Below are 11,964 nucleotides of genomic sequence, written 5' to 3'. Positions count from 1 at the left end.
AGGTGAAGGAGGTGGAAAGATGGAATATACAGTGAACCGGCTGGCACAGATATCCGGAGTCAGCAAGCGTACGCTCAGGTATTACGACGAGATTGGATTACTCAGGCCCGAACGGGTAAATCCAAACGGCTACCGCATCTACGGGCAGATGCAGGTGGATCTGCTGCAGCAGATTCTGTTCTACCGGGAGCTGGGCCTGCCGCTGGAGGAAATCAGGGAGATCATAAAAAATCCCGGATTTGACAGGGAAAAGGCTCTGGAGGACCATCTTACAGCCCTTCTGCAGAAAAAAAGGCAGACAGAGATTCTCATATCAAATGTAAAGAAGACTCTGGATTCTATGAAAGGAAGAGCGATGATGAGTGACGAAGAAAAATTTGAAGGATTTAAACGTGATCTGATAAAGGAAAATGAAGAAAAATACGGCAGGGAGGTGCGGAAGGCCTATGGGGAGGATGCTGTTGATGCATCCAACGAAAGGCTTGCAGGTATGAGCCGGGAAGAGTGGAACAGACAGGAGGAGCTGAGTAAGGAGATCCTGGAAACCCTGAAGGCAGCCATGGAGGACGGCAGTCCCGCAGGAGAGACTGCGCAGAAGGCCTGCGACCTGCACAGACAGTGGCTCTGCATGTTCTGGGGAGACGGCGCGTATTCCAGGGAGGCCCACAGAGAGATGGGTGAGATGTACGCCGCGGATGAGAGGTTTAAGGCATATTATGACAAGGTTCAGGACGGGGCGGCGGAATTTCTCAGAGATGCGCTGAACATTTACTGTTCCTGAGAGAAAGTGGGATAAGGGTATGGGCCCGGCGGTACAGCCGGGTTCCATGCCTTTTTACGTTACGTTCATGCATTTTTCATAGTTTTTTTCTTGACCTTACAGTAGCTGTATCATTTAGAATGTCATATAACAGCAAAAAAGCCGGGTACCGGAAAAAACGGGTGCGGCACTTAATGAGGTGGAAAGATGAAACAGAGAAAGCTGAATGTAACATACAGGGATCTGGAGAGAAAGGATTATCCCTATATCGAGAAGATTATCAGGGACACATGGAACTATGACAGTATCTGCGACAGGCCGTCCACGGCAAAACAGATGGCAAAGGTATATCTGCGGGGCTGTCTGGCACAGAAAACCTATGCCAGGGTGGCAGTCTGCAGGGACAGGGTCGTGGGAATCATTGTGGGACAATACGGGAAGGACAGGAAAATGAATCCGGGAATGCATTTAAGCAGTTTTTTCAGCGGCCTGAGGCTGATGATGGCCGGAGACGGAAGGAAAGTGGCAAAGCAGTTCCGGGGATTTGAGAAAACGGACAGGGATATGCTGGAGAGCTGCGGAAAGAAATTTGACGGTGAGGTGGTGTTCTTTGCCGTGTCAAAGGCCGTCAGGGGCTGCGGTGTGGGAAAAGAACTGTGGGGACAGTTAAGAGGCTACTTCCGGGCAAAAAGCGCGGAGAGCATTTATGTCTATACGGATAATACCTGTAACTATAAATTCTATGAAAGTCAGGAATTTGAGCGCCTGGACTGCCGAGAACTGCTGGTAAGCCCGGGCGGACAGAGGTTCCGACTGGAGATGTATTTATATGAATATAACTTTTAGGCCGGCTTTCAGTTTACCGGGCGCGGGACATTTACGGGGGAGGAATCATGGTCCGGCGGGCGTAACAGGCCGTTGAAAAACGGTACTTTTGCCATAATCATGCAGGAAAATATAAACATTTTGTAAATATTGCATAAAAATTAAAGGAAAATAGATGAAATCTTTTAAGAAATTTAGTACAATACTTTTATACAGTGTTTACGATGTGATAAAAGGCAGCATTCGGCTGTCAGGAAGATGAAAGGGGAGACATGATTATGACAGATTGGAAAGAGTTATTGGAAAACGGATACGATGATGTCAGGGAGCTTGCAGGACGCCTGCATATAACGGAGGAGGAACTCCCTGCGCTTTGTAAGATTCAGGATATGTTTCCCATGTTTGTGAATCCTTATTACCTGTCTCTGGTGGATGAAAATGACCCGGAGGACCCTGTGAGGAAACTCTGCATCCCGGCGGACGCGGAGCTGAAAGCAGGGGGTGAAATGGATACCAGCGGTGAACACGACAACACTGTCATGACAGGAATGCAGCATAAGTACGATGCCACAGTGCTGATACTCTCCACAAACCAGTGCGCCATGTACTGCCGCCACTGTTTCCGCAAGCGTCTTGTGGGCCTGTCAGGGGATGAGATCGCGGAGTATATCAGTGATATGGCACAGTATGTGCGGGAGCACAAGGAGATCAACAATGTACTTGTGTCCGGCGGTGATGCATTCCTCAACAGCAACGGGACCATCAGAAAGTATCTGGAGGAGTTTTCAGGGATTGAACATCTGAACCTGCTCCGCTTCGGCAGCAGGACACCGGTAGTGCTTCCCCAAAGGATTACAACAGACCCTGAACTGGTGGACATGCTGACAGAGTATGGAAAGAAAATACAGATCTACGTTGTGACCCAGTTCAATCATCCCAATGAACTGACCTCTGAGGCCAGGGAAGCAGTACATACACTGATGCGTGCGGGGATCGTGGTGAAAAACCAGACCGTGCTGTTAAAAGGGGTGAATGACAGGCCGGAGGTTCTGGGAAAACTTCTGCAGGAAACTACAGCCATGGGGATTATTCCCTACTACGTATTCCAGTGCAGGCCGGTAACAGGCGTACACAGCCAGTTCCAGGTACCTCTCCATGAAGCTTACCGTGTAGTGGAAGATGCAAAACAGATGCAGAGCGGCCAGGGAAAATGCTTCCGCTATGTCCTTTCCCATGTGACGGGCAAGATTGAGATTCTGGGTGAGACAGGGGACGGCAATATGCTGTTCAAGTATCATCAGGCAAAGTACGAGAAGGACAGAGGACGTATCTTCACCAGCAAAATCGGTGAGGGACAGTGCTGGCTGGATTAAAAAAGAAAAAACGGAAACGTACAGCAGTAAAGCTGCCATAAAATGTGAAAGTTTATTTTTCATTTTATGGCAGTTTTTTTGTACCTGTGCCGCAAAAGGGAATCTCAGCAGACCGTAAAATTATTTTTATCAAAGTCAATCAGCCCCTCATCCTTCATTTTATATAATTCAACGGTCATGGAGCTTCTGTCAACGGACAGATAGTCAGCGAGCTGCTGTCTGTTAAAGGGAATGGTAAATTTTTTGGAGCTCTGAAGCCTCATCTGCTGGGAAAAATACTCCAGCAGTTTGGCACGGATGGTGTGCGGCGTCAGGCAGTCTATTTTCCGGGAGAAATGCAGATTTTTTTCCGCCAGAACGCCCAGCAGATTCTGAATAAGTTTGGTATGAAAGCGGCATGCAGAGGAACAGGTGGTCAGCACGCGCTTCAGATCCAGAAACAGGATCTCCGTATCAGCAGCGGCAAGCGCTGTCCCGTCAAAGGTTGCCTGAGGAACACAGGCATAGGTTTCACCGAACAGGTCCCCCGGGCCGAGTCTGGCCAGAAGAGATTCCTTTCCCCAGTAGCTTTCCCTGACTATGTGTACATTACCTTTCAGGATAAGTCCAATCTGTGAGATTCGGTCACCCCACCGGAAGATGGAGGCGTCCTTTTTATATTGGCGGATACTTCCCGACAGGCAGTCCAGCATGGCGGTGAGTTCATCCTCAGTGATTCCTCTGAATAATGGGGAGTGTTTTAATTCTTTTACGGGAAATTCACTCATAAATGTTAGAATCCTTTCTTATTTGTTGTACCTACAACAGAATGATTTTTTTAATTATAGTATATTATCCATGAAAAGACAAGAACAGAGGAGGAATTGCAATGGCAAGAAAACTGGTTCAGATAGATGAGAGCAAATGCAACGGCTGCGGGCTGTGCGCAAGTGCCTGTCATGAGGGTGCCATCGGTATGGTGAACGGAAAGGCAAAGCTTTTGAAAAAAGAATTATGCGACGGCATCGGAGATTGCCTTCCGGTATGTCCCACAGGGGCCATAGCCTTTGAGGAGAGCGGCTCCCGCCCCTGGCCCGTACAGATAAAACTGGTATCTCCGGCAGCGTCCTTTTTTAAAGGGGCCGACCTGCTGATCGCGGCTGACTGTACGGCTTATGCCTATGCGGGATTCCACCGGGAGTTTATGAAAGACAGAGTGGTTCTGATCGGGTGCCCGAAGCTGGACAGTGTGGATTACTCCGAAAAACTGGGGGAGATCCTGGGGATAAATGATATAAAAAGTGTAACAGTGGTGCGTATGGAGGTTCCATGCTGCGGCGGAATCGAGCGCGCAGTGAAAAATGCCCTTTCAAGATCAGAAAAGGAAATACCATTTCAGGTGGTAACGGTAACGACACAGGGAGATTTGATATAGCAGTTATGCGGTATTGAATGGAAAAAGTGCTGTACAAATAAAAAAGTTAAGAAAAGAGAGGAAATCAATTATGGAAGAAAAAATGTTTTGTTTTCAGTGTGAGCAGACTGCAGGATGCAGCGGATGTAAAGGAAACAGAGGAGTGTGCGGCAAGCAGGATACCACTGCAAAGCTTCAGGACGAGCTGACAGGCGCCCTGATTGGACTTGCACATGCCGTGAGAGAGGATAAGGCAGAACCGGAGACAGACCGTCTGATGATGGAAGGACTTTTTGCAACCCTTACAAATGTTAATTTTGATGATGAATCCCTGAAAAAACAGATCGCTTCCGTGCATCAGGAGAAGGAAAAATATGTACCCGGCTGTAATTCCTGCCAGGAACCCTGCGGCCGCACATCAGACTATCCCATGGAGATGCTCTGGAAAGACCAGGAGGATATCCGTTCCCTGAAATCTCTCCTGCTTTTCGGACTCAGAGGAACAGCGGCTTATGCTTATCACGCTATGGTACTGGGTTATACGGATGAACAGGTAAATGCATTTTTCTACAAGGGGATGGCTGCCATTGGGGAGGACAGGGATATGGACAATCTGCTCCCTCTTGTTATGGAGGCAGGCGCAGTGAATTTCCGATGCATGGAGCTGCTTGACAGGGCAAACACAGAGACTTACGGAATTCCTGCGCCGGCTAAAGTGGAGATGAAAGTGGAGAAAGGCCCGTTTATCGTCATTTCAGGTCATGACCTGAGGGATCTGAAACTGCTTCTTGAGCAGACAGAGGGTAAAGGCGTCAACATCTATACACATGGAGAGATGCTTCCTGCCCATGCTTATCCGGAGCTTAGAAAATATGCGCATCTGAAAGGAAACTTCGGCACTGCATGGCAGAACCAGCAGAAAGAGTTTGCCGGACTTCCGGCCCCGGTGCTTTTTACCACCAACTGCATTATGCCGCCTAAGGACAGCTACAGGGACCGGGTATTTACCACAGGTGTTGTCAGCTATCCGGGTATGGTGCATATAGGCGAGGACCGGGACTTTACACCGGTCATTGAGAAGGCTGCTGCGCTGGGCGGTTTTACAGAGGAGAAAACGTTCACAGGCATCAACGGGGGCAGCACATTGACTACAGGTTTCGGACACGATACCATTTTAAGTGCTGCAGGTCAGGTTGTGGAGGCTGTCAAAGCAGGACAGATCAGCCATTTCTTCCTGGTAGGAGGATGTGACGGCGCCAGAACAGGAAGGAATTACTATACAGAGTTTGTACAGAAGGCGCCGAAGGATTCCATTATCCTCACACTGGCATGCGGAAAATACCGCTTTAATGATCTGGACCTGGGTGAGATCGGCGGTCTGCCAAGACTTATGGATATGGGCCAGTGCAACGACGCATTCGGCGCTATCAAGGTGGCAGTCGCCCTTGCAGAAGCTTTTCACTGCAGCGTCAACGAACTGCCTCTGACTCTGGTGCTCTCCTGGTATGAACAGAAGGCCGTGAGCATTCTGCTGACACTTCTGCACCTGGGAATCAAGAATATCTATCTGGGGCCGACATTACCTGCTTTTGTTTCTGAGAATGTGTTAAATTATCTGGTGGAGAATTTTCAGATTTCGCCTGTTAGTACGCCGGAGGAAGATCTGAAGAAGATTTTAGGATAGTCTTACTGCAGATAAGGGCCAGCGGAGCATTCATTTGCCCCGCTGGTATATTTTCTGATATTCTCTTGGTGACATTTCTGTATATTTTTTGAAAATCTTAGAAAAATATCCCTGATTTATGAAACCCGCCTGTTCGCTGACCTGAGCGATGGACAATTTTTGTGTCTGCAGCAAGTGCCTGGCTTTTTCTATACGCACCTTGTTCAAATAATCCGAAAAATGCTCGTTGGTCTTCTGATAGAACAGGGTGGACAGATAGGTATAGTTCAGATGAAATGCCTGGGCGATATCAGACAGCTTCAGGTCCTGATTGCAGTTATCAGCTATATAACTTTTGATCTGATAAAAAAGGTCAAGGTCACGTCTGGCAGTTTCACGCTGCACCAGATTGTTCACAAGCAGGAAGAAGTCATCCAGTATCTTGTCAAGGACAGCATAGTCAGGGGCTTTGTCTATCATCTTGAAATATTTCACTTTTTCCATATTAATGCCGGAAGTGTCAAAACCGGCCATAGTCAGCGCCAGAATCAGAGAGTATAGAGCACTTTCAATCTGTTTTTTAAATACAAATACCTCTGTGGAGGGGCTTTCTACAGTACGGCGTACATATTGTCTGAGCAGGTGGCGGACCCCGGGGAGATACAGGGGATCAAGATTTTTCTGATACTCCTGTTGAGGGAATGGAAGTGCAGAAGCCTTTATATCCTCAGGGTATAGTAATTCTCTTTCCGGAAAATAAAAGCTGTATTCCAAAAGCCTGATACAATCCTTATATCTGGTGAGTGTGCAGGACAGGTCATTGTACGGTTCGGACAGGGTAAAAATCATTTTTCTGCCTGTCTTCCGTTCAAGCATTGTCACGAGTGCAGTTGACAGAGCGGGCACCAGGTCTTTGTTTTCCGGAACTGTCTGCAAAAGGATGCAGAGATACCCCTCGTCGGAAATACAGAAAGCGTGGGAATGAGGGGCAAACTGTCCGGCAATTTCAGGGGCTATCTTTTTTTCCAAAGTGTAGAAAGAGATATCGCTCAGGATTTTTCCGGTTAGAAGAAGATAGGGTTCTGTTTCCAGGAAATCCGTATGCGCATCACGGAAACGCTGCAGGGCATCAGGACAGCACAGAGTACCGCCATGGAGCAGTTCTTTTAATGTCTGGGCGGCAGATGCATGGCTTCTGATACCGGGTGAGGCGGACCTGAGCCTGTTCATAAGGGCAAGCAGTTCATCCTTATCGAGAGCAGGTTTTAAAAGATAGTCGGCAACTCCGAGTTTAAACAGGGATTTCACATACTCAAAGTCATCGTAGCTGCTCAGAACGATAATATGTATCCATGGATATTGTTCTTTCAGCTTCTTTGTGAATTCAATTCCGTCCATGACAGACATGATGATATCTGTCAAAATGATGTCGGGCTGTATTTCCTCTATCATGTGCAGGGCCTCCAGACCGTTGGAGGCTTCGCCGGCGATGGTAAATCCATTTTCTTCCCAGTTGCAAAGGTATTTAATTCCATTTCTCAATAGCAGTTCATCGTCGATGATCAATATTTTAGTCAGATTCTGTTCCATTTCCAGTTTCCTCCCTTTAAAGCAGTGACCAAACGGCAGTTTATATACAGTGGGTTGTACCGGGTTCAATCAGAGGCAGTTTTATAGTAATCTGTGTGCCATAGCCTTCCAGGCTGGCAATATGCAGGCCATAGGCAGCGCCGTAAATCAGTTTTATTCTGTCATTTACATTCTTTACACCGATGCCTGTGAACCCTTTATTACGGATTAGGGCTGCATCATCGGATAGTATGGTAGCAAGGATATGGGAGGGGATACCCTGTCCGTTATCGATGACCTCTATGATCAGTGTGTCCTCCATCTTGGCTGCATAGATACTGATATCCCCCAGCGGATTATTATCGGTGAATCCGTGGAAAATAGCATTTTCGGCCAGGGGCTGCAGGAATAATTTGGGGACCAGGAAGTTACGGCAGTCTTCAGATATCTGAAGCATCAGCCGTATGCCGTTTCCGTATCGGAGCTGCTGTATCTTGAAGTAGCTCTCCAACAGGGCACATTCCTCCTCCAGCGGTATCGTCTCTCTGGTATCTCCAATGGTTTTTCTGAGAATATCTATGAGGGCAGTGATACCGCTTATGACATCCTGGCTGCGGCCGGCTGCTGACAGATACTTTATGGAGGCCAGAGTGTTATAAATGAAGTGAGGATTGATCTGGCTCTGGAGGGCATTCTGTTCCGCCAGTCTTCTGGCGTTCTGTTCCCGGGCCAGATTATCCAGATATGTGTCCAGTTCCAGGAACATCTTGTCAAATGCGGCACCAAGCTGTTCCGCTTCCAGACATCCGCCGCAGTTTACAGCAGCAGGTCGTTTTGAGGCTCTGTCCCAGTCAATGTTGTACATGGCCATTGTCAGATTCTGTATGGGCCGGGTGATACGCCGCACGGCAAAGACTAAAAAGAGCAGTGCCGCAGCCAGAATCAGTCCGGTAATGCAGACAACGATCAAGGTGTTGGAAAATACTTTTGATGTTATAGTGGAATAGTCTGTGAGCTGCACGATCCTGACATCGAAAAAAGCATTTTCAGCGGAGACAGGAATGTATTTCTTGTCTTGATAATCTACTGCAATGCCGGCTGTTTTTGAACCGGAGATGTCAAGGAGTTCTCTGTCCGTCCTTCCAATCTGTCTGGGGTCGGAGTCGGACAGGATCAGTCCGTCATGCGTCATCACAGAAAAGCGGTTGTCATCCTGCCTTAGATTGAAATATAAGCTGGAAAAACAGGATTCATCAATGGCAATCAGGATATATCCATAGGGAGACTGGGAATACGGATCAAAAAGGGAGCAGGCGGTAAACGTATAATACTTATCCCGGGTCTCTCTGGTGATGCCCCTGTGATAGTAGTCTATTCCCATTCTTTTAGGATTCTTCTGTACCTTCTGCATGAAATCTTCATCCATAATACCAGTATCCTCCAGGGCCACGGTTTCATTATATGTAGTGTAAGTACAGTTGTTTTTTCCGTATAGGATGATATTTACATTGGAATAGCTGAAGAAACCGTTATAACTCTGCAGATAGGTATTGACATATCTCTGCATTTGATAGTAACAGAAAGTATCTTCCGGTGTCTCCTCGAGATAGGATTTTATCGTGCTGTCGGAAGAGAGCTGTACCATGATATATATGAGCTGCTGATAAAAGGTATTAAAACCCTCATTCAGCTGCTGGACAGAATGCTGGCTTGAAAGCGTGATCAGTTCAGACGTATTCTTCCGGTATTGATAGGAAATGATGGAGGTGGTGAACAGAAAGAAGAGAAGAAAAGCAATGATTACAATACATAGAATTTGTGAAGAAATCCGGCGGCTGTTTTTCATTTTTCTCCCCCTTTCGACAAAATACGACTTTTCAGGAACCGAATTCATTATATAATATAAATATACGAAAATCAAATGAAAATAGCTGTTAAATTGTGTAAAATGCACAAAACCAAAAAAATTATAAATGAACCTGAAGATTTTACCGAAACAGTTGTTTCTGCGTAGGAAAAAACGGCACAATCAAAAAATAAGAATAAATCTGCCGAAAAAATTCACGTGATTCCCGTATCACATCTGGTAAGATATTATCATCAAGTTGATGAAAAGGAGCGTAAGTTATGAAAGGAAAAAGAACAATAAGCGTTGCTATGGCAGCAATCGTCGTATCCGGACTTCTGAGCTCGTGCGGACAGAGCCAGGAGGAAAAGACGGGAGATGAGAAAGAACAGGTTACACTGCAGTATTGGTATCAGGGTACAGACCAGCTGAGCACAGAATTTGCCCAGCGTTGTGTGGAATCTTTTAACGAAAAATATCCGGATATCAAGGTGGAGGCCACGGGGATGTCTACCACTATTTCAGACCAGGAGACAAAGCTGAATGCAGCGACGCTCAGTGACACCTATCCTGACGTGATAGCAGTGGTCCTGGCGGAGGTGGGATCAAGAGGGTCTCTTGGAGACTTTGAGCCGTTGGAGCCATATATAGAAAAATGGAAAGAAAAAGAGGATTTGTTCGACAGTGCATACGAGATGGGGAAATACCAGGGGACTCAGGTGGCACTGGGTGTGCTGCCGAATCCGCAGATCTATACTTACCGCAAAGATGTCTTTAAGGAGGCAGGTCTGGACCCGGAAGATCCGCCGTCAACCTGGGCAGAACTGAAGGACACTGCGGAAAAGCTGACAAAACGCGAAGGGGATAAGGTTGTATTCGCGGGGCTGGACATCCCATCCATAGACAGTTCTCTTGTATTCATAGAACCTTATATGCGTACCGCAGGCTCCAAGGTGGTGGATGAGGAAAAGGGGGAGCCGGCATTTACAGATGAGGCGGCTGTGGAAGCTCTGAATTTCCTTGGGGAAATGGCACAGATGAACATCTTTATACCACACGACCAGCAGAAAGGGGAGGAGCATCCTTTTGTAAACGGAAACGCAGCGATCAGTAATCTCTCCACTGCCAATATCCAGGCATTCCGTGCAAATTATCCTGACGCGGAACTGGGATACCTGCCGATTCTGAAAAAGGATGAGAATTCCGGTGACGGCGTCTGTTTCTGCGGATATCAGCTCATAGCCATGAGCGGAAGTTCCAAGCATAAAGATGAGGCATGGCTATTTATGGAGCATATGATGTCAAATGATGTAGTGTGGGACAGGACCGAGACATTCAATACTCCTATTGTCAAGAAATCCCTGGAGGACAAATATATGGAATCCGGTGATAAGGAGCTGAAGAGCGCTATTTTGAATTATGTGGAGAACGGAAAGGGAAAGGCAACGGTACCGTGGGTAAGCGAGCTGAACAAATACGTATCTGTGGCATATGAGGAAGTCATCAACGGAAAGAAGACAGCACAGGAAGCACTCAATGACGCAAATGATCTGCTTACGAAAGAGATATCAAAATAAATCATGTGAAACGGGCTGCGGATGCTTGTCCGCAGTCTATTTTTACGCTTTTTTGGATGGGAGGACGGATTATGAGGAGGACAAAGAGGATTGGTGATGACCGCTGCGGATATGTGTTCATTGCACCTTATTATATATTTTTTGTGATGTTCGTGCTGTTTCCGATTTTGGTGAATATCGGGCTTAGTTTTACGGATTTTAATCTTAAATCCATCTCTTTTGTGGGGGTGGAGAATTATGTGACTATGATATCAGACAGTTTATTTTGGATTTCAGTGAAGAATACGCTGATATATGTGGTGTTTACTGTGTTTTTTACCATGGTACTGGGGCTTCTGCTGGCACTTGCGCTGAGAAGTGCGGCGCTGTGGGGGACAAAGTTCTTCAGAGGGATCATATATATGCCATATGTGACATCCATGGTGGCTATGTCCATGGTCTGGCTGTGGATGTATGACCCGACCCACGGAGTCATCAATGTACTGACAGAGATGCTGGGAATTTCGGCACAGCAGTGGCTGTATGACGAAAAGCTGGCTCTCGGTGCTGTGATTGTCATGGGCATCTGGAAGGGGATTGGTTATTACATGACCTTATTCCTGGCAGGGCTGAATAATATCCCGGCGTATTTATATGAAGCTGCCAAGATAGATGGGGCCAATGCCATTCAGTGTTTTAAGCATATCACACTGCCGATGCTGAAACCTGTGACCTTTTTTATAATGATCACAGGAGTGATCAGTGCCTTTAATGTATTTGAGCAGGTGAATGTAATGACATCAGGAGGCCCTATGAACTCAACGACGACAATTGTGCATCAGATTTATACAAGGGCATTTACAGAATATAAGATGGGTTATGGAGCTGCTGAGGCGGTATTTTTACTGCTGATCGTGTTTGTATTCACAATACTGAATTTTAAATACGGCAACCAGGGCCAGGATCTGGATATTTGACA

The 11,964-nt window shown here is 46.8% G+C and carries 10 protein-coding genes; 7 read left to right on the top strand and 3 right to left on the bottom strand.

Annotation, left to right across the window (positions count from 1 at the left end):
* Positions 1 to 19 precede the first annotated feature (19 nt).
* From LC508_RS16335 to LC508_RS16325, 3 genes are all read left to right on the top strand, one after another.
* Entirely contained in the window at positions 20 to 781 is a 762-nt protein-coding gene (locus tag LC508_RS16335) for a MerR family transcriptional regulator (protein ID WP_033139861.1), read from the top strand.
* 186 nt (positions 782 to 967) lie between these two features.
* Positions 968 to 1,606: a GNAT family N-acetyltransferase gene (locus LC508_RS16330; protein WP_103732561.1), complete on the top strand. Its 639-nt coding sequence runs from the start codon at positions 968 to 970 to the stop codon at positions 1,604 to 1,606.
* Positions 1,607 to 1,863: 257 nt separating this feature from the next.
* Positions 1,864 to 2,958: a KamA family radical SAM protein gene (locus LC508_RS16325; RefSeq protein ID WP_054351474.1), complete on the top strand. Its 1,095-nt coding sequence runs from the start codon at positions 1,864 to 1,866 to the stop codon at positions 2,956 to 2,958.
* Positions 2,959 to 3,062: 104 nt separating this feature from the next.
* On the opposite strand, the gene LC508_RS16320 is transcribed toward LC508_RS16325, so the two are convergent.
* Positions 3,063 to 3,725 carry a Crp/Fnr family transcriptional regulator gene (locus LC508_RS16320; RefSeq protein WP_033139859.1) on the bottom strand — a complete coding sequence of 221 codons (663 nt, stop codon included), beginning with the start codon at positions 3,723 to 3,725 and terminating at the stop codon, positions 3,063 to 3,065.
* A gap of 101 nt (positions 3,726 to 3,826) precedes the next feature.
* Here LC508_RS16320 and LC508_RS16315 point away from each other — a divergent pair, with 101 nt between their 5' ends.
* Together LC508_RS16315 and hcp are read left to right on the top strand one after the other, a co-directional pair.
* Positions 3,827 to 4,372: an ATP-binding protein gene (locus LC508_RS16315; protein ID WP_033139858.1), complete on the top strand. Its 546-nt coding sequence runs from the start codon at positions 3,827 to 3,829 to the stop codon at positions 4,370 to 4,372.
* A gap of 70 nt (positions 4,373 to 4,442) precedes the next feature.
* Entirely contained in the window at positions 4,443 to 6,035 is a 1,593-nt protein-coding gene (hcp, locus tag LC508_RS16310) for a hydroxylamine reductase (protein ID WP_181014508.1), read from the top strand.
* A gap of 30 nt (positions 6,036 to 6,065) precedes the next feature.
* Here the strand turns inward: hcp and LC508_RS16305 are convergent, their stop codons facing one another.
* Positions 6,066 to 7,604: a response regulator gene (locus LC508_RS16305; RefSeq protein ID WP_033139857.1), complete on the bottom strand. Its 1,539-nt coding sequence runs from the start codon at positions 7,602 to 7,604 to the stop codon at positions 6,066 to 6,068.
* 40 nt (positions 7,605 to 7,644) lie between these two features.
* On the bottom strand, positions 7,645 to 9,429 hold the full coding sequence (locus LC508_RS16300; protein WP_052099014.1) for a sensor histidine kinase: 1,785 nt from the start codon (positions 9,427 to 9,429) through the stop codon (positions 7,645 to 7,647).
* A 281-nt stretch (positions 9,430 to 9,710) separates the two neighbouring features.
* Between LC508_RS16300 and LC508_RS16295 the strand changes: the two genes are divergently transcribed.
* Together LC508_RS16295 and LC508_RS16290 are read left to right on the top strand one after the other, a co-directional pair.
* A complete protein-coding gene (locus LC508_RS16295) occupies positions 9,711 to 11,006 on the top strand; it encodes an ABC transporter substrate-binding protein (RefSeq protein WP_054351480.1) in 1,296 nt (431 codons plus the stop codon).
* 71 nt (positions 11,007 to 11,077) lie between these two features.
* Complete coding sequence (locus LC508_RS16290; RefSeq protein ID WP_052099012.1) at positions 11,078 to 11,962, top strand: carbohydrate ABC transporter permease; 885 nt, start codon at positions 11,078 to 11,080, stop codon at positions 11,960 to 11,962.
* Positions 11,963 to 11,964 lie beyond the last annotated feature (2 nt).

The sequence above is a fragment of the Blautia parvula genome, assembly GCF_020215665.1.
Classification (GTDB): Bacteria; Bacillota; Clostridia; order Lachnospirales; family Lachnospiraceae; genus Blautia; species Blautia celeris.
Note: the sequence above shows the minus strand (reverse complement) of the source record. Positions and strands in the feature narration are given on the sequence as shown.

Excerpts from the sequence above, each read along its gene's own strand:
- LC508_RS16335 (WP_033139861.1), top strand. The coding sequence starts at position 20 with ATGGAATATACAGTGAACCGGCTGGCACAGATATCCGGAGTCAGCAAG.
- LC508_RS16315 (WP_033139858.1), top strand. The coding sequence starts at position 3,827 with ATGGCAAGAAAACTGGTTCAGATAGATGAGAGCAAATGCAACGGCTGC.
- LC508_RS16320 (WP_033139859.1), bottom strand. The coding sequence starts at position 3,725 with ATGAGTGAATTTCCCGTAAAAGAATTAAAACACTCCCCATTATTCAGA.
- LC508_RS16295 (WP_054351480.1), top strand. The coding sequence starts at position 9,711 with ATGAAAGGAAAAAGAACAATAAGCGTTGCTATGGCAGCAATCGTCGTA.
- LC508_RS16325 (WP_054351474.1), top strand. The coding sequence starts at position 1,864 with ATGACAGATTGGAAAGAGTTATTGGAAAACGGATACGATGATGTCAGG.
- hcp (WP_181014508.1), top strand. The coding sequence starts at position 4,443 with ATGGAAGAAAAAATGTTTTGTTTTCAGTGTGAGCAGACTGCAGGATGC.
- LC508_RS16330 (WP_103732561.1), top strand. The coding sequence starts at position 968 with ATGAAACAGAGAAAGCTGAATGTAACATACAGGGATCTGGAGAGAAAG.
- LC508_RS16300 (WP_052099014.1), bottom strand. The coding sequence starts at position 9,429 with ATGAAAAACAGCCGCCGGATTTCTTCACAAATTCTATGTATTGTAATC.
- LC508_RS16305 (WP_033139857.1), bottom strand. The coding sequence starts at position 7,604 with ATGGAACAGAATCTGACTAAAATATTGATCATCGACGATGAACTGCTA.
- LC508_RS16290 (WP_052099012.1), top strand. The coding sequence starts at position 11,078 with ATGAGGAGGACAAAGAGGATTGGTGATGACCGCTGCGGATATGTGTTC.